22 protein-coding genes are annotated in these 22,823 nt (G+C 44.4%); 5 read left to right on the top strand and 17 right to left on the bottom strand.

Annotation, left to right across the window (positions count from 1 at the left end; translation table 11 throughout):
• The 3 genes from FPZ43_RS12345 (at window position 1) to FPZ43_RS12335 (ending at window position 3,821) form a co-directional block, all read left to right on the top strand.
• Window positions 1-729, top strand: a complete 729-nt coding sequence (locus FPZ43_RS12345) for a DUF4290 domain-containing protein (protein WP_146382226.1) — start codon at window positions 1-3, stop codon at window positions 727-729.
• Window positions 730-837: 108 nt separating this feature from the next.
• Complete coding sequence (murA, locus tag FPZ43_RS12340) at window positions 838-2,145, top strand: UDP-N-acetylglucosamine 1-carboxyvinyltransferase (RefSeq protein WP_146382225.1); 1,308 nt, start codon at window positions 838-840, stop codon at window positions 2,143-2,145.
• Window positions 2,146-2,264: 119 nt separating this feature from the next.
• On the top strand, window positions 2,265-3,821 hold the full coding sequence (locus tag FPZ43_RS12335) for an ArnT family glycosyltransferase (protein ID WP_146382224.1): 1,557 nt from the start codon (window positions 2,265-2,267) through the stop codon (window positions 3,819-3,821).
• 38 nt (window positions 3,822-3,859) lie between these two features.
• Here FPZ43_RS12335 and FPZ43_RS12330 read toward each other — a convergent pair whose 3' ends face one another.
• The 8 genes from FPZ43_RS12330 to FPZ43_RS12295 form a co-directional block, all read right to left on the bottom strand.
• Window positions 3,860-4,813: a Ppx/GppA phosphatase family protein gene (locus FPZ43_RS12330; protein WP_146382223.1), complete on the bottom strand. Its 954-nt coding sequence runs from the start codon at window positions 4,811-4,813 to the stop codon at window positions 3,860-3,862.
• A gap of 68 nt (window positions 4,814-4,881) precedes the next feature.
• The gene (locus FPZ43_RS12325) at window positions 4,882-6,132 is read right to left on the bottom strand and encodes an ABC transporter permease (protein WP_146382222.1); all 1,251 of its coding nucleotides are present in this window, start codon (window positions 6,130-6,132) and stop codon (window positions 4,882-4,884) included.
• A complete protein-coding gene (locus tag FPZ43_RS12320; RefSeq protein ID WP_146382221.1) occupies window positions 6,125-7,039 on the bottom strand; it encodes an ABC transporter ATP-binding protein in 915 nt (304 codons plus the stop codon). Before FPZ43_RS12320 ends, FPZ43_RS12325 begins: the two co-directional genes overlap by 8 nt.
• Window positions 7,040-7,186: 147 nt before the next feature.
• Window positions 7,187-8,350, bottom strand: coding sequence for a molecular chaperone DnaJ (gene dnaJ / locus FPZ43_RS12315; protein ID WP_146382220.1), 1,164 nt, complete (start codon window positions 8,348-8,350; stop codon window positions 7,187-7,189).
• A gap of 137 nt (window positions 8,351-8,487) precedes the next feature.
• A complete protein-coding gene (locus FPZ43_RS12310; RefSeq protein ID WP_261381081.1) occupies window positions 8,488-9,075 on the bottom strand; it encodes a nucleotide exchange factor GrpE in 588 nt (195 codons plus the stop codon).
• 159 nt (window positions 9,076-9,234) lie between these two features.
• Window positions 9,235-9,918 carry a cell division ATP-binding protein FtsE gene (locus FPZ43_RS12305; RefSeq protein WP_146382219.1) on the bottom strand — a complete coding sequence of 228 codons (684 nt, stop codon included), beginning with the start codon at window positions 9,916-9,918 and terminating at the stop codon, window positions 9,235-9,237.
• A gap of 4 nt (window positions 9,919-9,922) precedes the next feature.
• Window positions 9,923-10,126, bottom strand: a complete 204-nt coding sequence (locus FPZ43_RS12300) for a fructose-6-phosphate aldolase (RefSeq protein ID WP_146382218.1) — start codon at window positions 10,124-10,126, stop codon at window positions 9,923-9,925.
• Window positions 10,127-10,243: 117 nt separating this feature from the next.
• Window positions 10,244-11,269 carry an acyl-CoA reductase gene (locus FPZ43_RS12295; protein ID WP_146382217.1) on the bottom strand — a complete coding sequence of 342 codons (1,026 nt, stop codon included), beginning with the start codon at window positions 11,267-11,269 and terminating at the stop codon, window positions 10,244-10,246.
• A gap of 101 nt (window positions 11,270-11,370) precedes the next feature.
• Between FPZ43_RS12295 and FPZ43_RS12290 the strand changes: the two genes are divergently transcribed.
• Together FPZ43_RS12290 and FPZ43_RS12285 are read left to right on the top strand one after the other, a co-directional pair.
• Entirely contained in the window at window positions 11,371-11,724 is a 354-nt protein-coding gene (locus FPZ43_RS12290; RefSeq protein ID WP_146382216.1) for a 4Fe-4S dicluster domain-containing protein, read from the top strand.
• Window positions 11,725-11,827: 103 nt separating this feature from the next.
• Window positions 11,828-12,589 (top strand): C40 family peptidase, encoded by a 762-nt coding sequence (locus FPZ43_RS12285; RefSeq protein ID WP_146382215.1) that lies wholly within the window; start codon window positions 11,828-11,830, stop codon window positions 12,587-12,589.
• Between the two features lie 7 nt (window positions 12,590-12,596).
• On the opposite strand, the gene FPZ43_RS12280 is transcribed toward FPZ43_RS12285, so the two are convergent.
• From FPZ43_RS12280 to hisC, 9 genes are all read right to left on the bottom strand, one after another.
• Window positions 12,597-12,854 (bottom strand): hypothetical protein, encoded by a 258-nt coding sequence (locus FPZ43_RS12280; RefSeq protein ID WP_146382214.1) that lies wholly within the window; start codon window positions 12,852-12,854, stop codon window positions 12,597-12,599.
• A gap of 35 nt (window positions 12,855-12,889) precedes the next feature.
• Window positions 12,890-16,219, bottom strand: a complete 3,330-nt coding sequence (locus tag FPZ43_RS12275) for a T9SS type A sorting domain-containing protein (protein WP_146382213.1) — start codon at window positions 16,217-16,219, stop codon at window positions 12,890-12,892.
• A gap of 150 nt (window positions 16,220-16,369) precedes the next feature.
• On the bottom strand, window positions 16,370-17,275 hold the full coding sequence (locus tag FPZ43_RS12270; RefSeq protein WP_146382212.1) for a WD40 repeat domain-containing protein: 906 nt from the start codon (window positions 17,273-17,275) through the stop codon (window positions 16,370-16,372).
• Window positions 17,276-17,370: 95 nt separating this feature from the next.
• Window positions 17,371-17,958 carry a bifunctional phosphoribosyl-AMP cyclohydrolase/phosphoribosyl-ATP diphosphatase HisIE gene (gene hisIE, locus FPZ43_RS12265; RefSeq protein ID WP_146382211.1) on the bottom strand — a complete coding sequence of 196 codons (588 nt, stop codon included), beginning with the start codon at window positions 17,956-17,958 and terminating at the stop codon, window positions 17,371-17,373.
• Between the two features lie 159 nt (window positions 17,959-18,117).
• Window positions 18,118-18,876, bottom strand: a complete 759-nt coding sequence (gene hisF / locus FPZ43_RS12260) for an imidazole glycerol phosphate synthase subunit HisF (protein ID WP_146382210.1) — start codon at window positions 18,874-18,876, stop codon at window positions 18,118-18,120.
• Window positions 18,877-19,046: 170 nt separating this feature from the next.
• Window positions 19,047-19,796, bottom strand: coding sequence for a 1-(5-phosphoribosyl)-5-[(5-phosphoribosylamino)methylideneamino]imidazole-4-carboxamide isomerase (locus FPZ43_RS12255; protein ID WP_146382209.1), 750 nt, complete (start codon window positions 19,794-19,796; stop codon window positions 19,047-19,049).
• 4 nt (window positions 19,797-19,800) lie between these two features.
• Window positions 19,801-20,391, bottom strand: a complete 591-nt coding sequence (gene hisH, locus FPZ43_RS12250) for an imidazole glycerol phosphate synthase subunit HisH (protein WP_146382208.1) — start codon at window positions 20,389-20,391, stop codon at window positions 19,801-19,803.
• 72 nt (window positions 20,392-20,463) lie between these two features.
• Window positions 20,464-21,612, bottom strand: a complete 1,149-nt coding sequence (hisB, locus tag FPZ43_RS12245) for a bifunctional histidinol-phosphatase/imidazoleglycerol-phosphate dehydratase HisB (protein WP_222430972.1) — start codon at window positions 21,610-21,612, stop codon at window positions 20,464-20,466.
• Complete coding sequence (gene hisC, locus FPZ43_RS12240) at window positions 21,613-22,659, bottom strand: histidinol-phosphate transaminase (RefSeq protein ID WP_146382207.1); 1,047 nt, start codon at window positions 22,657-22,659, stop codon at window positions 21,613-21,615.
• Window positions 22,660-22,823: the final 164 nt, after the last annotated feature.

The following is a 22,823-nucleotide window of genomic DNA, read 5'->3' as shown; positions in this document are numbered from 1 at the left end:
ATGGCATTAACCAACTTGCCTGGTGGTTTCGATTATAACTCTACCAGGAGCAAACTTTTACTTACAGAATATGGCCGCAATGTGCAAAACATGGTTAAATACATTGTTGCACTGCCAACCAAAGAAGAGCGTAACCGCTATGCACAGGTAGTGATAGACCTGATGGGTTTTCTGAACCCACACCTGCGTGATGTAGCCGACTTTAAGCATAAACTTTGGGATCACTTGCACATCATCTCGGGTTTCCAACTTGATGTCGACTCGCCTTACCCGAAACCTTCAGAAGACGCTATACACATTAAACCGGAGCCTTTAAAGTACCCCAACCAGCGCATTCGATACAAGCATTATGGTAAAACCATCGAAATGATGATTCAAAAGGCGAAAAGTATAGAAGAGCCCGAGCGCAAGCGCCACATGGTGCAGGCCATTGCGAACTTCATGAAAATGGCTTACGTGCAATGGAACAAAGATTCGGTTGCCGACGAGATCATCCTGTCGGACCTTCAACACCTGTCGGGCGGCGAATTAAAGCTTGAGGAAAACATCAATTTAAACCGGGTTGAGTTTCGCCCTGCGCCAAATAATAACAACAATAACCGCGGCAGGCAAAACAATCAAAACAACCGTGGCGGCGGCGGTGGCAGGCAAAACAACAATAACAACGCCCGTAATAACAACAACCAAAATAACCGTAACCGCAACAACGGCGGGGCTAAAAAGTATTAAGCTGGCAGCCCACAGGCAATAGTTGAAGCTGAATTAACAGGAGAATTTATACTTTTGGAAAACCATAGACAATGGACCATTGTGTAAGGATTACAAAAACACTAACCAATGAAAAACGCATTCGAGATACAGGGCGGTAAAAAGCTTAAAGGCGAGATTATTCCGCAAGGGGCAAAAAATGAGGCTCTGCAAATTATATCAGCCGTGTTGCTTACCGGCGAAAAAATGACCATCAATAACATTCCTGATATACAGGATGTTAATAAGCTGATTGAGCTTTTGGGCGATATGGGTGTTGAGGTGAACCGTATATCGCGTGATACCTGCACATTTGAGGCAAAAGATATCGACCAGGATTTCTTTAACTCTGAAGCTTTTAAAACCAAGGGCGGCGGTTTACGCGGCTCTATTATGATATTGGGCCCATTGTTGGCCCGCTTTGGCAAGGCATCTATCCCAAAACCGGGTGGCGACAAAATTGGCCGCCGCCGTTTGGATACTCACTTCCTGGGTTTTGAAAAGTTGGGCGCACGCTTTGATTACAATCCCGATAACGGTTTTTACAATGTGGATGCATCAAACCTGCAGGGTACCTACATCTTGTTAGATGAAGCATCGGTAACCGGTACAGCAAATATTGTAATGGCGGCGGTATTAGCCAAAGGTACTACTACCATTTACAACGCAGCCTGCGAACCTTATTTGCAGCAGCTTTGCAAAATGCTGAATCGTATGGGTGCTAAAATAAGCGGTATTGCATCTAACCTGTTAACTATCGAAGGGGTTGATGAACTGCATGGTACGGAGCACCGCATGTTGCCGGATATGATCGAGATAGGATCATTTATTGGCCTTGCTGCCATGACCGGTTCCGAAATCACCATTAAGGATGTGCAGTACAAGGAGCTTGGTATGATACCCGACGTATTTAAACGTTTGGGTATAAAGCTCGAATTGAGGGGAGATGATATTTATATCCCTTCGCAAGACCATTACGAGATTGATACCTTCATCGATGGCTCGTTACTTACCGTTGCCGATTCGCCTTGGCCTGGCTTTACGCCGGATTTGCTGAGCATTGTGCTGGTTGTTGCCACACAGGCAAAAGGATCTGTGCTGATACATCAAAAAATGTTTGAGAGCCGCTTATTCTTTGTTGACAAGCTTTTGGATATGGGCGCAAACATTATTCTGTGCGACCCGCACCGCGCTACTGTTATCGGTCTGGACAAACAAGTGCAGCTACGTGGTATCTCTATGACATCGCCGGATATACGCGCAGGTGTGTCCCTGCTTATTGCTGCATTGTCGGCACAGGGCAAATCAACTATTTACAACATCGAGCAAATTGAACGTGGTTACCAAAATATCGATGCCCGCCTTAAGGCTTTGGGTGCAGATATTACCCGCGTTTAATAACAGCTTGATTATCATTATGAAAAGCCGGGAGTGTAAACTTTCGGCTTTTCGCTTTTTTTTATAGCTTTATACCCAAGCTGTCTGCTCAAAAACCTTGTAATCAATAAATACAACTGATGTCTTATAAAAACCGGAGGTCAATCTACTCAACCTTTGTATTGATATTTGTTGCATTAAAAATCCTGATCAACTTATTTGCCATAGGTAACTTTGGTTTCCATCGTGATGAGTTTTTGCATCTTGTACTTGCCGATCACCTGGATTGGGGGTATAAGGAAGTACCACCCTTTATATCTTTATTAGCTAAGATCTCCTTGTCGGTATTCGGCGACTCGGTATTTGCTTCCCGTATTTTTACTACCCTTGCAAGCGGTATTATTATTTGGCTTACCGGCCAAATTGTGGTGGAGCTTGGTGGCAAGCGCTTTGCCATCACATTGGCCTGCCTGGCGCTGATATTTTCGCCGGCATTTGCAGCATCTGGATACCTGTTTCAACCCGTTGTGTTCGATCAATTGTGGTGGGTAGTTACCGTTTGGTTGTTTTGCAGATATTTAAATACGGCAAACGTAAAATATCTGTACTGGCTGGGTGCTGCAGTAGGGTTGGGGATGCTTACCAAATATACGATGGCGTTTTTTACCGGCTCGCTCATCATCGGCATATTGATAAGCCGCGAACGTAAGTTATTGTTTAATAAGCATATTTTGTTCTCGGCTCTGCTGGCTTTCGTTATATTCTTGCCGAACCTTATATGGCAGTTTGCGCACCACCTGCCTGTGCTAACCCATATGAAGGAACTGCGGGAGCAGCAGCTCGATAACTTATCGCCTGCCGATTTTGTGATGCAGCAAATTATGGTGAACGGTACAGCGCTGGTTATCTGGCTTACCGGCTTTATATTCCTGTTTATATCTTTCAAATTGCGAAGGTTTAGGTTTATTGCCATTGCCTATATCCTCATCTTTTTATTTCTTCTTAAAATGAGTGGCAAAAGCTATTACCTTTTTGGCGCATACCCAATGCTGTTTGCCGCCGGTGGTTTTGCTTTTGAGCAGTTTTTTAAGCGTAAGGTGTATGCATTAAGGGTAGCTGTAATTGTACTGTTGGTACTGCCCAACATACTGCTGCTTCCCCTGGTACTGCCGATACTGCCTTTACAACGCACCGTAACGTTTATAAAAAATGCGGAAACCCGGATGCCTTTCATCAGTTTTTTAACACGCTGGGAAGACCAAAAGCAACACCCGCTTACGCAAGATTATGCCGACATGCTGGGATGGGAAGAAATGGCACAGAAGGTAGCCGCGGCTTACCACCAATTAACACCCGAGCAAAAGAAGCAAACCCAAATTTTTACAGACAGCTATGGCGAAGCAGGGGCTGTTAACCATTTCCGCAGAAAGTATAACCTGCCCGAGATTATTTCTTTAAACAGCAGCTTTGCCCTGTGGGCACCGTCAGACCTAAACGGCCGTTACATTATTTATGTAGACGATGATGATAACGTTGAGCGCAGATTAAGTAAGATAGTAGAAAGCTACAAACAAGTCGGCGAAATTACTACGCCGCTTGCGCGCGAACGTGGCGTAAGGATATATCTTTTGGTAAACCCATCGCCTAAACTTAATGAAGTTTACCGGGCCGAGTTGGAGCAAAGGCGATTGCGATAATCAACATCCAGTTGCTTGCACACCCTTAAGCAGGATATTTATATACCCAGCATTTCGGCCATCACACCTTCCTTTAACGAATAGGTTGACATCAGCACATCGGCTATGCCGAGTTTTTGCATTATGTAAATGGTAAGCAAACTGGCTGTAACAATCATATCAACACGTACCGGTATTATGCCCTTTGTGGCTTCCCTTTTGGTATGAGTTGATTTGGCAAGCATCTCAATCAGATCGAGCAATTCGTCTGTGTCAAACTCGTATGATTTGGTTGTTTTCAGGTCAAAATTTCGGCCTTTACTTAACTCAATCACCTCAGCAAAACTCTCAAATGCACCCGATGAACCAATTAATACTTTCGGGCGATGCTTTATTGCAGCTTTAAAGAGATCGGCCAGTTTCCCGTTCAGGTACGCCGTCATTGCTTTTATGGAAGCTAAAGGGATTGGGTCGGTCTGGTGAAACCTATCCATCAACCTTGCCGCACCCATTTCGAAGCTTTGCTTCCAGAGTATCTCATCATCGTTACATATGATGAACTCCACACTGCCGCCCCCAATATCCATAATCAAAGCGTTGGTGCCACTTAGGCAGCCGCTTGCCGCTATGCCGTGGTAAATGTAAGTTGCTTCCTGTGCGCCGTTTATAGTGGTTATTTCGATACCGGTTGCCTGCTTTACGCGGGCTATAAAGTCCTGCCCGTTCTTTGCGCTGCGTATGGCCGAAGTGGCTATTGCTTTTACGTTCGTTACTCCATATTCATCAATCAGCGCTTCAAACTTTTGCATAGCCGCCATACCACGGCCAAACGGGGCAGGCTGTATCATGCCTTTGTTAATACCGCCCTCGCCAAGCTTAACAGGTTCAGTTAGTTTAAATATTTCGTTAAAAGTATCGGCAATGTTCTCTGCAATAAGCAGGTGGAAGGTGTTTGTACCAAGATCCATTACGGCCACGCGGCCGCCGGTTTGCGTTGTTTGTATATCAGGCATCTGCCGTAAAAATAAAAAATCCCTGTAAACTTTACGCTTGCAGGGATTTTCAACACACTTTATTAAACTTACTCTTTATAGAAAAACCATTTGCTCAGCTCTTTAAAGCTTGCCTTTTTGCCATACATCAGTACGCCAACACGATAAATTCGTGCTGCCACATAAGTGGTGAACAAAAAGCCGGCAACCATTAAAACCATAGAAAGCGCCAGTTGCCACACAGGCGGATCAAATGGCAAACGCACCATCATGGCTACCGGTGCAGTAAAGGGAATAATAGATAGCCATACTGCTAAAGCGCTGTTTGGCGCCTGGAAAAGCACCGATACCGACAATATGTAGGTAAATAGCAGTGGCAGTGTTATTGGAAACATAAATTGTTGGGTTTCTGTCTCGCTATCAACCGCCGAGCCTACGGCTGCAAATATGGCGCTGTAAAGCAGGTAGCCCGTCAGGAAGTAAAACAGGAAGCAAACCAGTATCTTACCGAAATGGATGGTTTGTAAAACGGCAAGAGCGTTCATCATACCGCCAGGCGTTGAGCCAACGGTTTGCCCGGCTATTTTGGTGGATATGATTGACAGGATTATCCAGGCACCAAACTGGGTTAAGCCTACTAAACCTACGCCAATGATTTTGCCAAGCATCAGTTGAAACGGTTTCACAGATGAAATGATGACCTCTATAATGCGGCTTGTTTTTTCTTCGATAACGCCACGCATTACCTGGGCGCCATATATAAACAGCGAAAGATAAATAAGTATAGCGCATGCGATACTAACCGCAATGTTGGCGCCGATGTTAGATTTGTTGTCGCCCTTTTCGGTTACCTCAATTGCGTTAAGCGAAATGTCGCTTTTTATACTGTGGAGAACTGCGGTATCAATGTGGTTTTTAATCATACCGTCGTTTACAACTATGGCATTCATTTGCTTTTCTATACCGGCCGTAAGGGCAAAACCTGGCTTTTTCTTCGATAGTATCTGTATCGAATCTTTGCTATTGAAGTTTTTAGGAATGACAAGCGCCAGCAGATTCTCGTCGTTGATGAGTTCTTTCTTTATCTCTGGCAATGATTGGGTTGTGGGCAAAAACTGAATCTTTTTACCGTTATGAAGCTTACCGGCAAACAGGCCACTTTCATCCTTTACCTTAATAACAGATGCGCTATCGGGTTCCTCGGCATTGCTGGCTACCATTTTTATAACGGCTCCCATGCCCAATATCAGCAAAGGCACTACAAATATCATTACGATGAAAGCCTTTTTGCGTACACGGGTAATGTATTCGCGCTGTATAATAAGTAATACTTTATTCATGGCCGGTTTGCTTTACTTTTTGAATGAAAATTTCGTGCATGCTTGGTATAACTTCCTGCAACATGTTGATGCGTGTTTGCGGCAGCAGGTAGTGCAGAACATCATTAGCCGAGTTGCCCTGATGAAGTTTAAGTTTGATATTGTGGCTGTTGTCGTCGCCCTCGGTTTCACTTAAAACGCTGAATGGTGCGGTATCTGAAAAGTGGATCTTGGCGCCTGTGTATTCAACCAGGTAGGTTTCACTTGTATATGAATGGCGAATAGCCTTAACCTTACCATCTAATATTTTATGGGATTTGTTGATGAGTGCAATAGCATCACACAATTCCTCAACCGATTCCATGCGGTGGGTGGAGAACAGGATGGTGGCACCTTTTTCATTTAGCTCTAGAATTTCGTTCTTAATGATCTCCGCATTAACCGGATCGAAACCGCTAAAGGGCTCATCTAAAATGATCAGGTCGGGCTCGTGCAACACCGTAGCCACAAATTGTGCCTTTTGCTGCATGCCTTTTGATAGTTCCTCAATCTTTTTTTTCCACCAGGTTTCCATTTCAAGTTTGGCAAACCAGTGTTTGAGGCGGGCTGTAGCATCTGCGCGGCTAAGGCCTTTAAGCCGGGCCAGGTAAATCATTTGCTCGCCTATTTCCATTTTCTTGTAAAGGCCGCGCTCTTCGGGCAGGTAGCCAATACGTTCGATGTGGCTTTGGTTTAGCTTTTGCCCGTCAAAGTAAACTTCGCCGCTATCGGGTGCTGTAATTTGATTGATAATGCGGATAAGGGAAGTTTTGCCGGCACCATTAGGCCCAAGCAGGCCATAAACCTGTCCGCGCTCAACTTCTAAACTTACATCGCTCAACGCCTTGTGCCCGGCGTACTGTTTCACAATATTGCGAATACTTAGCATGTTAGGTTGGTTTTGTGGTGTTTAGATGGTGCAGCGGTTTATTTGTTACAGGATCTATCAAGAAGTAAACAACAAAGCCCCAGATTATAAAATCCAGGGCTTTGTTGTTTAGCTTTCAGCTTTAGTCTTTCTGCTTTCAGCTCAAGACTACTCGAAATACTCCTTCATCCGTTCGAAAAAGCTTTTTTCGTTTTTGCCGGGGTTAGGTTTAAAGTTTGGAGAGCTTTGCAGTTTCTCTAATATCTCGCGCTCTTCACGGCTCAGGGCTTTTGGTGTCCAGATGTTTACGTGAATAAGCTGGTCGCCGCGGTGGTATGAATTTACCTCCGGTACGCCTTTGCCTTTCAGGCGAAGTATTTTACCCCCCTGTGTGCCAGGCTCGATCTTGATTTTGGCCTTGCCATCAATGGTAGGAACTTCAACGCTGGTACCCAACGCGGCATCAACAAAGTTTACATGCAAATCGTAAATTACATTGTTGCCGTCGCGTTTTAAGGTTTCGTGAGGAATCTCTTCAATCAGGATGATCAAATCCCCGGGAACGCCTCCGCGTGGGGCCGCATTACCTTTACCGCTCATGCTAAGCTGCATGCCTTCACTTACACCGGCAGGAACATTGATAGTTATGGTTTCTTCACCGCGAACAACACCGTCACCGTGGCATACGTTACATTTCGAGGTAATGGTTGAGCCTTCGCCGTTACAGGTAGGGCACGTGCTGGTAGTTTGCATCTGGCCCAATATAGTATTGGTAACCCTGCGTACCGATCCTTGCCCACCGCAAGTTTTACAGGTTTGGAAAGACGATTTATCTTTTGCCCCCGTGCCATCGCAGGTTTTACAAACAATCTGCTTGTTTACCTTTATTTTCTTTTCGGCACCGTTGGCAATTTCTTCAAGTGTTAGCCTTACTTTAATGCGCAGGTTACTGCCACGGGCAACCCTGCGGCCACCGCCACCCTGACGGCCACCACCAAAGAAACCATCGAAAGGACTGCCGCCACCGCCGAAAATATCGCCAAACTGGCTAAATATGTCGTCCATATTCATGTTGCCGCCGCCATAGCCGCCACCATTAGGCGACGAAGCATTTGCGGCATGGCCAAACTGGTCATAGCGCTGGCGCTTTTCAGGCGTGCTTAATACCTCGTAAGCCTCGGCTGCCTCTTTAAACTTTTCTTCGGCTGCCTTGTCACCCTCGTTCTTATCGGGGTGATACTTGATAGCCATTTTACGATATGCCTTTTTTATCTCATCAGCATCCGCGCCACGGCTTACCCCAAGCACATCGTAATAATCTCTCTTAGCCATTATTTAAATTCCTTCGGATCATTTTAAACCGATTCGCATCGGTTATTAATGTTGTTAATATGTTTGATATTAACCACCAATTGCCCGTGCGTAAACAGCAATCGGGCAATGAGGTTTATCGGTGTTTATTTTAATGATTATGCGCCTACAATAACTTTTGCAAAGCGTATAACTTTATCATTAAGCTCGTAGCCTTTTTCCATTTCGTCCATTACTTTGCCTTTCATATCATCAGGCGCAGGCACGTTGGTAATAGCTTCATGTAAATCGGCATCAAAAGGTTCGCCTATAGATTTCATTTCCTTAAGGCCTTTTTGCGCAAGTACATTTTTCAACTTGTTTTGGATAAGGGCAACGCCTTCTTTAACTGAACTGACTTCAGTGGCATTTTCCATGGCTCGTAATGCGCGCTCAAAATCATCCAATACAGGTAACAGCGCTACAATAACATCTTTACCTTCGGTTTTGCGTGCTTCCTCGCGCTCTTTTATGGTGCGACGGCGAAAGTTGTCAAACTCGGCATATAACCTTAGGTATTTATCGTTAGCTGCGGTTAACTCCTCTTTATGTTTTTCCTCAGCATTGACTGCATCGTTAGCTTGCTCGGTTGGCTGATTATCTTCCAAACCGTCAGTCTGTCCGTTCTCGTTGTTTATGTCAGTAGTATTATCAGCCATCTCTGAATTTTCCTTCTTTTTTTTCTTTAGCATGTCATTAAATTTCATGGCGTATAACGCCAATCAAGTTCCTTGCCATAGCAATAAATGCGACAAGGTGTCAGTGGAGTCATAATTGGTCGGTAAAGATTGCAGTTTAAAGTTGGCAGTTATCACGATTTTGTTCCGTGGAGGCCAACTGCAAACCGGAGATTTTAAACTACAGCCCTACGCTATCTGCACATCTTCTAACACTTTGCCATTCTCGCATTTTATAATGCGTGACGGAAACGTGCGGATGATATGATAATCATGCGTGGCTATCAGTACAGCCGTACCGCCCTGGCTTATTTGCTTAAGCAATAAAACAATCTCCTCAGATGTTTCAGGGTCGAGGTTGCCGGTAGGCTCATCGGCCAAAATAATTTCTGGATTATTAAGTAGGGCACGGGCTATAACCACGCGTTGCTGCTCGCCGCCTGAAAGCTCATGCGGCATCTTTTTCAGCTTAGACCGAAGACCAACTTTTTCAAGTACATCCAAAATACGGTCGGCAATTTGTTGTTTTTCTGTCCAGCCTGTAGCACGCATAACAAACTGTAAGTTTTGTTCAACAGACCTATCTGTAAGTAACTGAAAATCCTGAAAAACGATACCAAGCTTACGGCGCAAAAATGGCACGTCTTTACCGGCCAGTTTGCTTAGCTCGTAACCGCAGGCTACGCCCGTACCGCTGGCAATATGCAAATCGCCATAAATTATTTTAAGTAAACTGCTCTTTCCTGAACCCGTTTGGCCGATAAGCCAAACAAAATCGCCTTTATCTACATGCAGGTTAACGTTTGAGAGTACCAGGTGCTTTTGCTGAAATACATCAACGTTATTTAGTTTTATAATAGAATTTCCTATCATGGTGTTACAGGTCTAATTTTAAAATTTTACCAAAGGGTAGTTCTTGTACAACGCCCATTATGTAATCGTACTTGTCGCCAAGGCCAATCTTATCAAGCGACTTTTCGGGTCGGTCTACCCTGAAGTAAGCCAGCAGCGTAAACTTATCATCTCGCAGCTGCACATAGTCGGGTATCTTGGCAACGCCTTTTACTTTTATAATGTACATCGTTTAAAGCTTAAGGCTAAAAGCACAAGGCTTAAAGCTTTAGTTTTCAAATTTACTTTTTTTGGGCGAAAGCTTTTAGCTTTTCCTAAATAAGCTTTCAGCTTAGTGTTTATGCTTTTAACTTAACCCAACCAAAAAGGCCATCGTATCAACCCCATCGGCATAATCCCAAAGTTTAGGATGCTGGCTTTCACCAAAACTTACCAATTGATTTTGAGTATTAATAGGCGCGTTGCTTACAATGCACTGCAACTGGTCGGCCTGCGCAGCAAGTTGCTGTTCAGCGTCCTGCAAACTGGTGTAGGTATCATAAAATACCACAGACAGGGGCGACGTAAGCTTACTATCGCGTTTAATCATCAAAAAGCCGTTATCGAAATGATCGTCGCGGTTTACGAGGTATATGGACTTATTGTAGTCGTAATTATTGCTGTATTTGTGATGGTGGATGATGGTTTTGTAATCCTCTATCGACTCGTATAGGAAGTCAAATTTGTAACCTTCAGGTACCAAAAGTTTAGATACGTTACGGCATCCTAAACCAAAATAATCGAAGATGTCATGGCCAAGCTCATGCAGTTCTTCGGCAGTTTCATTTCCGGTAAGCACGGCAATGCTGTTGCGGTTTTTACGGATAATGTTCGGTACCTTACCAAAATAGTATTCGAAGTACCGCGATGTGTTGTTGCTGCCGGTAGCAATAATGGCATCAAAGCCTTCCAGCCTTTCAACAAATTTAAAGCGGTTGGTAAAAGTGCCATCAATTTTTACCAGCATTTCCAGTACGTGCCTTATCAGCCTTGAATCTTGCGTTGATGCTTTTATAAGCGCAAAATTACCTGATACCAGCACACTTAGCACATCATGAAAACCTACAAGAGGAATATTGCCAGCCAATACCAGCCCAACGTTTTTGCCACCTTCGTTCACAAAGCTGTACTTATTTAGCCATGTTGTAAGGTCGGCTTCATTCAGCATTTCGCCGGTTGCAAGTATGGCATTTAAAACACTGTCTGCCGTGAACCATGCGTTATGCTGACGCTCTGTTTCGATGATGCTGATCAGCTCTTGACTTGGTGTACGTAGCTGTTTGCCAAGCATTGCGAAGGTGTTTATAGTATTTGTTATATCTAATTTTGACATATATATGTAATCGGGGTAAACCCCTGAAGCCTTTTTTTGTTATATTTGCGAGCCCTGTTAAAGGGCAAAGTTAATTGAGAATATAAGAATATTTAAATAATATGGCGATTATAATTACCGATGAATGCATTAACTGCGGCGCCTGCGAACCGGAATGCCCAAACAATGCAATTTATGATGCGGGAGCGGGCTGGCGTTTTTCTGACGGTACAAGTTTGCGCGGTGTAATTGATTTTGGCGATGGCAATACGCTTAATGCCGAAGAAACACAGGCAGCGATATCTGATGATATTTACTATATAGTTCCTGATAAATGTACCGAGTGTGTTGGTTTTCATGACGAGCCGCAATGTGCTGCCGTTTGCCCGGTTGATTGCTGTGTAGATGACGAGGACGTACGCGAAACCGAAGAAGAACTGCTTGCCAAAAAAGATTGGTTACACATTAACGGTTAATAAATCATTACTGTAAACCAAAGGGGAGTACAATATTTGTGCTCCCTTTTTTGTTGCAGAAACTTTAACATAAGTTTTAACGTTTAAAAGCCATACCTAAGTTATGGAATACGGAATTTGTAACCTCGCAGTTGTACCTATGCGGGCCGAACCAAGCGATCGCAGCGAACTGGTATCGCAGCTGCTGTTTGGGGAAGCCTTTGAAATAATTGAATGGCGCGAAAAGTGGGCCCAAATAAAAACAGCTGCCGACAATTACACCGGCTGGGTAGATAGGTTGCAGTTTGCTATGCTTGGCCATGTGGCCTATAAAAGGTTACTGCAGGAGCCGCCGCCCTTAACATACCGCCCGGTAACCCAAGCCTGGAAAATTTCTGATAATAGCGTTGTATACCTGGCCGCAGGCAGCTCGCTTGCCTTTTTAGAAGGAACCACCAGCTATATTGGCAATCAGAAGTTTGAAATCATTGGAGAAATCGGGGATAAAGACCATATCGCCAATATTGCAAAATCGTATTTAAACGCACCTTATCTTTGGGGTGGCCGTACGCATTTTGGTATCGATTGCTCGGGCTTTAGCCAGGTGGTGTTTAAATTGTTAGGTATACAGATTGATAGGGATGCATCGCAACAGGCCTTACAGGGTGAGTTGGTTGACAGCCTTGCACATGCCAAACTTGGCGACCTTGCTTTTTTTGAGAATGATAATGGCAAAATTGTTCACGTTGGTATTGTATTAAACGGTAACCAAATTATTCACGCATCCGGCAAAGTCAAAATTGACAAGCTGGACAACGAGGGTATTTACAGCGAGGAACTTAAGCGCTATACCCACAAACTCACCGTTATAAAGCGTTTTTTGTAAATACCGTTTATCTTTCGCTTGTCTTATTGGCGTGGTGTATTGAATATGTGCCAAATGATATACCTGCTATAACCAGCACGTACGTCCAGGTATCTACAGGGCACTCTGTTGCATAAGGATCTTCGCCGCCGCATGGCAAATCCAGATCATCATCTATCGAACTTTGGCTATAGCCGGCTGCAGGGCAGAGGAGAAGGGCAGCACCCGTCAGCACAGCCGTAATGCTTATTGCTGCCTTTTTTTTAATGATCTGAATTTTTTTCATGGTGGTAGTTATTATATTCACTAATCGTTTTCTCGCTATCTCTTAATAAATTTCGACCTGCCTACAAGCTCTCCATCGGCTTTGTTCAGTTCAATGATATAGGTGCCGGGCTGCAGTTGCGTAACATCCTGCGTCCAGTTGTTGCCGTTTACTTTTTGCCGGCTTACTACGGCGCCTGTGTAGTTGTATATTTTTGCAGTGTATCCATTTGCGGGTGTTTGCGGGTTTACACTCACATTAATCATGGCAGCTGCAGGATTAGGGTAAACGCTTATTAAATTTGTCTTGATAGTAGGCGTCGGGTCGTCAGCAACCGATATGCTTACGGGTTTGCTCCACGTAATTTTGCCGTCGATGTCGTTTTGCTGCAGCCGATAGGTGTTAACGCCTTTTTGAGGTGTTAGGTCCGTGTAAGCATAGTTGGTTTTGCTGTTACTTTGCTGATTGTATAATGGTACGTATTGCCCTGTTGATGGCTGTAGTTTTTCAACGGTAAAGCCTGTAAAGTTGCCCTCATTATAGGTTTTCCAATTCAATTTTATGCCTTCGGTAGTTTTGGCTGCTGCGAAGTCAATCAGCTGGTATGGCGGTAGGGGCTTCCGCCTTATAACCAGTTCAAAGCGGTTGCCGCCATAGGTAGCGGTGTCGCTGCGTACAACATTAAAATTGTAAGTGCCATAGCGCCTTATATCAAGCGAATCTTTTTTGTATTTGTCTTTCAGCCAGATGTTGTACAGGGTATCGATATTTCTCACATCTTCAACCCTTAGCTTGTGTATGCCGTCTGCAGAGGTATTTATATACAAACGTACCCGGCTGCCATTAACGTAATCGGGCATGTGGTTTACTGCCGTCCGTACGCCGTCTGCCGTATAGCTCGACATGTAGATTTGTGACGATGTGCCATCCAAATCTTTAGCGTCTTCATCGTTAAAATTGGCCGAGCTGCTGCCGCTAAAGTATACGCCGCAATAGTCGGCTATTAGGCTATCGCGCTCCATTTTTACATATAAGCCTGTGGGGCCGTTTTGCGTTGCCAACGGTATACCCATTAGCAGCGGCGATGGCTGTGAAGCAACCGCCTTATTAGCTTCCTGGAAAGTAAGCGTAGAGTTGGCCGCTTTAGCTTTTACAATAAAACCCTGTCCGCTGGCCAGGTAACGGTTGGCCCTCGGGCTAGACCCACCCGCCGGGCTGTACACCACATACTGCTGGCCGGGGTTTACGTTATCTAACACATAAATGCTGTTTTGAATGCCGGTTGCACTGCTGTTGGTGCTGATAACGCTATTGAGATCAAGCGTTGCGGCATACGGATTGCCAACCATGTTGTACCCTGCCGATGTACCTAATGCGCTATTAAAAGATAGTTTGCCGGTGGTGCCACCCGTTGCACCAGCAGGCGTATACCAAAGGCTCACCAATACATTCTGCTGGTTCAGGTTACCAGTGGCAGTTATTATAGTGTTTTCAGGGCCGGTTGTAGGGTTGGCACTTGCCTTGGTTGCGGGGTTGGTTGTATTGCCCACAAAGTAAAAAATATACCCGTTGCCGATAGGCACAGATATACCTGTAGGCCCGCCAGATACATCAACCAAATTACCATTGATATTGAGGATGCCTTTATGCTTGCCGGAGTTGAAAGTAGTATTGCTAGGGGTAACGTCTTCCCGGTATAAATAAATAGTAGGGTTGGAGTTGTTTACCGTGAAGCCGGTACCCGGGCCTCCGGTTAGAGCGGTAAGGCCTATATAATTTAACGCGTAAAGTCTTGATGTCCCAATCTGCACAGGTGAACTCAGCATACGATATCCGCGTGCCGTATACGCACCGTTGGCCGCTTTGCCATTGCCACCAACAAGCATGCGCTGCACGTTGACGTTTCCTGTAATGCTGCTGCCTGTAGGAATGGCATCTACCGACGCTGTAGAAGTTGTGCTGGACTGTAAAGTAAAGTTTCCGGTTACATTTAGTACAGAACTTGATGACATAGTCAAAATGCCCACCGGTGCGACGGCAAAGTTGCCGGCCGACATTGTTTTGGTACCGCCGCCAGTAAAGTTTACATTACGGTATGTTGTACCGTTTCCATTGTCAAGCAGCGTCTGTGCCGTGCCATCGTATATTACAGTGCCTGTACCATAAGTAAAAGTGCCGCTGTTGGTATAGTTTCCGGCTACATATAAATTCCCGGCCCCGAGAGTTAATGTGCCTGAGGTGGAAAGAAAGCCGTTTATATCAATATCGCCTGCACCTTGGGTGGTGGCCGCACTGTTGGTCCAATTACCCGCCACCTGAATTTGACTGCCGTTGGTAAGCATATTTACAGCGCCGCCCTGGGTCAATAAATTGCCTCCCACTGTTAGCCCCGGCGTTCCTGTGGTATAGTTTCCTTGTACAACCTTTGTACTCGGCCCGGTAAGTGTTAAATTATCATATGTAAAGTTAGCACGTCCAATGCGGGCAGTTACACCTGAGTAAACGGTTTGGCTGCCCGTGGTTGAGGCATATATAACTGTACAACTGCTGGTTCCGTTATTGGTAAAGTCTATAACCTGCCCTGCGGCAATGGGCTCGTTAATTGCAGCATTGTTGGTAAGTGTTAAGCTTGTTGTATTTGTTGCACTATTATCTAACTGAAACAACCCTCTTATAGCTACTGTAGGCGAGGCTTGTGTGCCACTAAACGTGTTTGTGTTTTGCGTTATAATTCTTCCCCCAATGGTCACGTTGCCATTGTCAAGCATAAACTCCGGAAAGTTTACACCGTCCGCATTATTACCCGTTGAGTTGAGATAGACGTTTCCGCCAATATTAAACGTAGGCATTTGTGCACTCAATCGACTGTAAACTGTTCCATTAAGCGCGCCAATTCCAATTATTAAACCGGTAGGGGGTGATGTGTTGTTCCCAATCTGTACGTTACCGTTGCAAGTAACGCTTCCTGTGCCAACTAAAGTAAAGGTGGTACGAGTGTTGGCTGTACCAATGCTTCCATGGTACATCGAAATGCTGTTTACAGTGAAGGTGTTATTTATCGTCAACGTAATTGCTGACGGTATAGTTAATAGCGGGTTATTTAATAAGGCAACAACATTTGCCGTGCCTACAGTTAAAGAATCGCAAGTTACGGCTGTGGAAGTAGTGGGTTGGTTTGTAAAGGTGCGGGTTACGCCAATACGAATTTTGTCGGTGGCGGCGGATGGGATCGCTGACGCAGTTGCAGGTGTCACAACCCAATTGCCGGCAGTTGTCCAGGTGCTATTAACAGCTCCAGTCCAGTCATAAGTAGCCTGTGCACTTGCAGCGTTGTAAGCAAGTAGCTGCCACAGGCATAAGAAACCGTACAAAAAATATCTTATCATCAACCGCGTAAGTAATATGCCATACAAGCAAACTGCAGGCGTTTTTTCTTACGATTGAAGTTAGATATTAGTTATAGGTTAAAAATGTAATGAACAAAATGAACGTAAATTTAAGTGTAGCGATAAAAAGTGAATATAATGAACGAGCTGTTAGAAAGTGATTGCCCATTTTATAATGCTCTTATCATCACTCGTAGAAAGTAGCTGATTGTCAACCCAGGTAAGCTTGTTAACCGATAACATGTGGCTCGGATAACCTTTTTCACGGCTTATGATTTTGTAAAGTTTAAAATCATAGGCTCCCCAGATTTTTATGCTTTTATCCATACTGGCAGTAGCAAAGTAGGGTTGGGTGGGGTGGAACAGGATATGGTTTATGGCAAACATATGTGCCGGGATATTTTTAATCAATTCGTAATCGTTTGCATCCCATACTTTCAATTGTGCATCACGTGATCCCGTAAGCAGGTATTGCCCATCCGGCGAGTATTGGGCAGAGAATACCGCCATGGTATGCCCGATAAGCGCTTTTATTGGCGAATAGTCGTTAAGATCGTAAACCATTACACGGCTATCCCGGCAGCCAAAAGCCACGCGGTTTTGCGCAGGGTTAATGGCAATACAGCGTACGGTATCATCAGAGACTTTAATGGAATGCAGTAAGTCCATTGTTTGCAAACTCCAGATACTTACTGTGCCATCTTCGGAGGCTACGAGTAACTCATCTTTTTTTGCGGATGATTTAATATCAAACACAGGCTTTATGTGCTTACGCAGGCGATGTGTAATTTTCTGCTCGATAAAATTGAAAACCAAAACTTCCCCATTGCGAAGTCCTGCAAACATCAAGGGGTATCCTTCCGGGCAATGAATGGCGTATACGGAAGTGGGCACAGGAAACATCACTTTGATGAAAGTATTATCATTAATGTTCCACTCCACCAGGCCCTTATCATTGCCGCCGCTAAATAATATACCTGGCTTTTGAGAAAGTTCGATAGAAAATATCGGGTTTGCATGGCCTGTAAGTTCGGCTGTTTTTTGTACGGTTAGCATTTAGATGATGGTCGGTAGTTCATGGTTGATAGTTTACAACATATATTTAATGGAAGTTGGTTGCTATAACCCACTAACCATCAGCTATGGCCTAACTATTTGTGCCTTGATTCCAGATTTTTAGCAATCGTTGCCAGTGATAAACCTTTCTCGCGCAACAACACCATCAGGTGAAACAGCAGATCAGACGATTCGTCAATCAATTCAACATCAGTTTCATGCAGCGCAGCTATCACTACTTCAACACCTTCTTCGCCAACTTTCTGCGTGATCTTTTTAAGACCTTTTTTGCGTAATTTGTTGATGTATGACCCTTCCTGCGGGTTGTCAAACCTGTCGCCAATGATGTTTTCCAACTCCATCAAAAAGTTTTGGTTGTATTCTGTTTGGAAACAACTGCGCGAGCCAGTGTGGCAGGTTGGCCCATCTGCCTTCACTTTTATAAGGAGTGTATCGTTATCACAGTCGATATGCATGCTTTTAACATGCAGATAATTTTGGCTGGTTTCGCCTTTGGTCCATAAACGGTTTTTCGAGCGTGAATAAAAGGTAACGATGTTTTCTTGTACCGTTTTATCGTAAGCTTCTTGGTTCATGTAACCAAGCATCAAAACTTCAAGCGTTTGCTCGTCCTGTATAATAACCGGCACCAAGCCGTCAGATTTGTTGAAATCGATATTCATTGTGTTTTTATATCATGTCATCGCGAGCGATAGCATGGTAATCTCCTCGTGTTTATGCACTGGCGACGAGATTGCTTCGTCGCTGCGCTCCTCGCAATGACATTGTTATTTCTTCAAAGTTCGGAGATACTATTGTTCCTCGCAATTAAGCAAGGGCAATTATACCTCTCTAACCTCAATATTATTAGTTCTTAATTCCCTTTTTAAATCAGGGATCAATATTTCGCCATAGTGAAACACCGAAGCTGCCAATGCAGCATCCACATTTGTTTGCTGAAACACATCCACAAAGTGTTGTACAGAACCAGCACCGCCCGATGCTATTACAGGAATATTTACGGCACTGTTTACCTGTTTAAGCAAGCCGTTGTCAAAACCAGCCTTGGTGCCGTCATGGTCCATAGAGGTAAGCAATATTTCGCCTGCGCCGCGGCTTTCCGCTTCCAGGATCCAGTTAAGCGTTTGCTTTTCTGTCGGCAGGCGCCCACCATTAAGGTGCACTATATTTTTGCCATCCATAACGCGGGTATCAACCGCCACAATTACAAACTGCACGCCAAATGCATTGGCCAGTTCGTCAATCAATGCCGGGTTACGCACCGCTGCCGAATTGATGGATATTTTATCGGCACCAGCATTCAACAATGCATCGGCATCGGCTATTTCATTAATGCCGCCGCCAATAGTAAACGGAATGTTAATTTGCCTTGCAACCGCCTTTACCAACTCTACCATGGTTTTGCGTCGCTCAACAGTAGCCGTGATATCCAGGAAAACCAGTTCGTCGGCACCTTGCTGCGAGTAGTTCCAGGCCAGTTCAACAGGGTCGCCGGCATCGCGCAGGTCAACAAAATTGACACCTTTTACAGTGCGGCCGTCTTTAACGTCAAGGCAGGGGATAATTCGTTTAGCGAGCATTTATTTTTATAAGTGTGATTGCAAAAAGCTATGTCATTGCGAGCGATAGCGCGGCAATCTCTCTATGTTATTTGAACACGATGCATTGCGTGGATAGGTAGCGAGGCGATTGCTTCGTCGTACCTTCTCGCAATTACATATTGAAAATCAGGGGGCTGGGGGATAGGCTTTTAAATCGACATCAAGCTCTCCAAATTCCAGTTTTTGATTTCTTCGATGCTGATGTGACCCTCGTAAATAGCTTTTCCTACCACGCACGATTCCACTTTGATGCGGCTCAACTGCTCGATATCGGTCATGGAGCTTACGCCGCCTGATGCAATAAGTTTGATGAACGGCGAATGATCAAGCAGTTTAGAGTACAGCTCAACACCTGCACCGCCCAGTTTACCATCTTTGTTGATGTCTGTACACAAAAAGCGGAAAAAGCCTAAAGAAAGACACTTATCCACATAATCCATCAGTTTTATCGGCGAGCTTTCCATCCAGCCCGAGTATTTAATAACTTCATCCAACACGTCTATCGCCACAATAACCTGGTCGCTGCATTTGTCGTTACCGCAAATTTCTTTGCTTAAATCTTCAAGAAAAGACGGATTTGTGATGGCTTGCGTACCAACAATAACGCGTTGCACCCCGGCGCCAATAAGTTCTTTTACCTTTTCAATACTCCGTATGCCGCCGCCGTACTGCACCTGCATATCTGTTTTTTTGATCACATCAAACAAATACTGCTGGTTACTGAAATCGTTTTTGGCACCGTTAAGGTCAATAATATGTATAAAGTTGGTGCCGTTGCTTTGGTACCTTTCAATCATTTCCTCAAGGGTAACGTCATATTCTGTTACCTGGCTATAGTCGCCCTCGCGCAGGCGGACAACCTTTTTGTCTAAAATGTCGATAGCTGGTATTATGTACATCTGTTTATATAGTTGAAAAGTTTTTTAAAAGTGTTTCGCCGTGCGTTCCCGATTTTTCAGGGTGAAATTGCACCCCGTAAAAATTGTTATGCCAAATTGATGCCGAAAATTTATTTATGTAATTGGTTGACGCTAAAGTATATGCTTCATCGTATTCAATAAAGTATGAATGTACGAAGTAAAAGTGTGATCCAACCGGGATATTTGCAAAAAGCGGGTTGTCTTTCTCTGCAAAAACCTGGTTCCAGCCTGTGTGCGGCACTTTGAATGACTCGGCTTGCGGAAAGTGCAGCGTTTTAACGGGAAAAATATCCAGCATTTCGGCATCGCCTTCCTCACTGTGTGCCGTTAACAGCTGCATGCCTACGCAAATGCCTAACGTTGGCTTGTTCAGTGCCTTTATCTGTGGCACCAAACCGGTATGTTCAAGCTTTTGCATGGCTGCACCAGCGTGCCCTACACCCGGAATGATATACCTGTCATATTGCTCAAGATCATCTTCGGTATAAACCATACCATAGGCAATGCCAAGCCTGTCAAGCGTTGCAGTAAGTGAAAATATATTCCCGGCGCCGTAGCGGATAATGCCTATCATATTTAGTTTGCAGTTATTGGTCAACAGTTAGCAGTGCCCTTAAACTGGTAGCTGCTAACTGCTTACTGTTAACTATAAGAGTCCTTTAGTACTTGGTAAGACCATTTTATTTGCGTCGCGTTTAACGGCCATTTTTATGGCTTTTGCAAAGGCCTTAAATATAGCTTCAATTTTATGATGTTCGTTATAACCCTCGGCTTTTATATTGAGGTTACTTTTTGATGCATCGCTAAACGATTTAAAGAAATGATAAAACATTTCGGTAGGCATGTCACCAACTTTTTCGCGTTTAAATTCGGCATCCCAAACTATCCAGTTGCGGCCGCCAAAGTCAATGGCTGCCTGCGCCAGGCAATCGTCCATTGGCAGGCAAAAGCCGTAGCGCTCTATGCCCATTTTGTTGCCCAATGCAGTGGCAAAAACTTCGCCTAAGGCAATACCTGTGTCTTCAATAGTGTGGTGCTCATCAATATGCAAATCGCCTTTAGCTTCAATGGTAAGGTCGATGCCGCCGTGGCGGGCAATCTGGTCAAGCATGTGATCAAAAAAATGCAGGCCCGTTGATACTTTGGCTTCACCGGTTCCATCTAAATTTAACTTGATATAAATATCAGTTTCCTTAGTGGTTCGGCGATGTTCTACAACACGGCTGCCCAACTTTAAAAACTCATAAATTTCTTTCCAGCTTGTAGTCTCCAGTGCTATAACGTCACCGAGGTTTTCATCATCCTTAATGTCGAACTCGGCATTACCCAAGCCTGTTTTGTTATTGATCCAGATGGCCTTTGCCCCAAGGTTACGGGCAAGCAAGATGTCGTTCTTACGGTCGCCTATGGTGAAAGAGTTTTTAAGATCGTATTTGGTTTCGTCAAGATATTGCGTCAATAAACCTGTTGACGGTTTGCGGGTAGGGGCATTGTCCTTAGGAAAAGTACGGTCAATTGCCTGGTGGCTAAACTCAACACCTTCGTTTTTAAACGTATCTACAATGAAGTTATGCACCGGCCAAAACGTATCCTCCGGGAATGATGCTGTACCTAAGCCGTCCTGGTTGGTAACCATTACCAACTCGTAATCGAGTTCGGCTGCTATTTTGGGGAGGTATTGCAATGCGCCGGGATAAAAGCCAAGTTTATCGAATGAGTCGATCTGCTCGTCTTCAGGTTCGGTTATCAGTGTACCATCGCGGTCAATAAAAAGTACTTTTTGCAACTGGCTCATTTATTTGTATTGCTGTAAGGTTTCAATCAGTTTAATATTTTCGGCCGAGGTGCCAACTGTTATGCGCAAGCAGCCTTCGCAAAGCTCAACGTTTGTGCGATTACGCACAATAATACCTTGGTTAACAAGAAAATCATATATCGCGGTAGCGTTAGTTGTTTTTACCAATACAAAGTTTGCGTCAGACGGGTAGATGTCTACCACAAAAGGCATTTCTTTTAGGGCCAGCACCAATTTGTCGCGCTGCTCAAGGGTTTCCTTGATCCAATCGTTCACCTGCTTAACATTCGCTAATGCTTCAAGCGCTAAAGTCTGCGAAGCCTCGTTGATATTGTAAGGTGGCTTTACCTTGTTCATTACCTCAATGATCTCTTCGCTGGCGAAGGCCATGCCTATACGCAGACCGGCTAAGCCCCATGCTTTTGACAAGGTTTGCAGCACTACCAGGTTGGCATATTCGGTAAGTTCTTGTATAAATGTTTTTTGGCGACTAAAGTTGATATAAGCCTCGTCGATAATAACCAGCCCGGTAAAATTTGCCAGCAGGGTTTCAATATCATCACGATTAATGGAATTGCCTGTTGGATTATTTGGTGAGCAGATGAAGATCACTTTGGTGTTCTTGTCAATCGCTTCGGCAATACCTTCAAGGTTTAGCTGGTAATCTTCAGTTAGTAGAACCTTTTTTGCCTCAACATCATTGATATTGGCCGATACCTGGTACATACCATAAGTAGGAGGTACAATGATCACATTGTCGACCCCGGGGTTGCAGAAGCTGCGGAACAATACGTCAATTGCCTCGTCGCTGCCGTTGCCTAAAAATATATTGCGTGCAGGCACACCTTTAATCTGGCTCAGTTTCATTTTTACCTGGTACTGCATCGGGTCGGGGTAGCGGTTGTAAGCCGTTTGTAATGGCGACCCGAATGCATTTTCGTTAGCGTCGAGGAAAACGCTTGCCTCACCCTGAAACTCATCCCTTGCTGATGAATAAGGCACCAGGTTTTTGATATTGTTGCGTAGTATGTTATTAATGTCGAACATGGTTATTCTTTAATCGCTTTGTCATTCTGAGTATAGGAAAGAATCTATAGCTTAATAGATCCTTCGTTTCTAGGCATGACAAATTTTATTTTTATTTCGTCGTGTCATTGCGAGTGATAGTGTGGCAATCTCCTCGCAATGAGACGTCTTTTTATTCTATCATG

Origin of the sequence: Mucilaginibacter pallidiroseus (assembly GCF_007846085.1) — a bacterium.
Taxonomy (GTDB): domain Bacteria; phylum Bacteroidota; class Bacteroidia; order Sphingobacteriales; family Sphingobacteriaceae; genus Mucilaginibacter; species Mucilaginibacter pallidiroseus.
This window is presented reverse-complemented; position numbering and strand designations above follow the sequence as displayed.

What these genes read in the sequence shown, in the direction of transcription:
- FPZ43_RS12345 (WP_146382226.1), top strand. Translation starts at nt 1, where the DNA reads ATGGCATTAACCAACTTGCCTGGTGGTTTCGATTATAACTCTACCAGG.
- murA (WP_146382225.1), top strand. Translation starts at nt 838, where the DNA reads ATGAAAAACGCATTCGAGATACAGGGCGGTAAAAAGCTTAAAGGCGAG.
- FPZ43_RS12335 (WP_146382224.1), top strand. Translation starts at nt 2,265, where the DNA reads ATGTCTTATAAAAACCGGAGGTCAATCTACTCAACCTTTGTATTGATA.
- FPZ43_RS12330 (WP_146382223.1), bottom strand. Translation starts at nt 4,813, where the DNA reads ATGCCTGATATACAAACAACGCAAACCGGCGGCCGCGTGGCCGTAATG.
- FPZ43_RS12325 (WP_146382222.1), bottom strand. Translation starts at nt 6,132, where the DNA reads ATGAATAAAGTATTACTTATTATACAGCGCGAATACATTACCCGTGTA.
- FPZ43_RS12320 (WP_146382221.1), bottom strand. Translation starts at nt 7,039, where the DNA reads ATGCTAAGTATTCGCAATATTGTGAAACAGTACGCCGGGCACAAGGCG.
- dnaJ (WP_146382220.1), bottom strand. Translation starts at nt 8,350, where the DNA reads ATGGCTAAGAGAGATTATTACGATGTGCTTGGGGTAAGCCGTGGCGCG.
- FPZ43_RS12310 (WP_261381081.1), bottom strand. Translation starts at nt 9,075, where the DNA reads ATGAAATTTAATGACATGCTAAAGAAAAAAAAGAAGGAAAATTCAGAG.
- FPZ43_RS12305 (WP_146382219.1), bottom strand. Translation starts at nt 9,918, where the DNA reads ATGATAGGAAATTCTATTATAAAACTAAATAACGTTGATGTATTTCAG.
- FPZ43_RS12300 (WP_146382218.1), bottom strand. Translation starts at nt 10,126, where the DNA reads ATGTACATTATAAAAGTAAAAGGCGTTGCCAAGATACCCGACTATGTG.
- FPZ43_RS12295 (WP_146382217.1), bottom strand. Translation starts at nt 11,269, where the DNA reads ATGTCAAAATTAGATATAACAAATACTATAAACACCTTCGCAATGCTT.
- FPZ43_RS12290 (WP_146382216.1), top strand. Translation starts at nt 11,371, where the DNA reads ATGGCGATTATAATTACCGATGAATGCATTAACTGCGGCGCCTGCGAA.
- FPZ43_RS12285 (WP_146382215.1), top strand. Translation starts at nt 11,828, where the DNA reads ATGGAATACGGAATTTGTAACCTCGCAGTTGTACCTATGCGGGCCGAA.
- FPZ43_RS12280 (WP_146382214.1), bottom strand. Translation starts at nt 12,854, where the DNA reads ATGAAAAAAATTCAGATCATTAAAAAAAAGGCAGCAATAAGCATTACG.
- FPZ43_RS12275 (WP_146382213.1), bottom strand. Translation starts at nt 16,219, where the DNA reads ATGATAAGATATTTTTTGTACGGTTTCTTATGCCTGTGGCAGCTACTT.
- FPZ43_RS12270 (WP_146382212.1), bottom strand. Translation starts at nt 17,275, where the DNA reads ATGCTAACCGTACAAAAAACAGCCGAACTTACAGGCCATGCAAACCCG.
- hisIE (WP_146382211.1), bottom strand. Translation starts at nt 17,958, where the DNA reads ATGAATATCGATTTCAACAAATCTGACGGCTTGGTGCCGGTTATTATA.
- hisF (WP_146382210.1), bottom strand. Translation starts at nt 18,876, where the DNA reads ATGCTCGCTAAACGAATTATCCCCTGCCTTGACGTTAAAGACGGCCGC.
- FPZ43_RS12255 (WP_146382209.1), bottom strand. Translation starts at nt 19,796, where the DNA reads ATGTACATAATACCAGCTATCGACATTTTAGACAAAAAGGTTGTCCGC.
- hisH (WP_146382208.1), bottom strand. Translation starts at nt 20,391, where the DNA reads ATGATAGGCATTATCCGCTACGGCGCCGGGAATATATTTTCACTTACT.
- hisB (WP_222430972.1), bottom strand. Translation starts at nt 21,612, where the DNA reads ATGAGCCAGTTGCAAAAAGTACTTTTTATTGACCGCGATGGTACACTG.
- hisC (WP_146382207.1), bottom strand. Translation starts at nt 22,659, where the DNA reads ATGTTCGACATTAATAACATACTACGCAACAATATCAAAAACCTGGTG.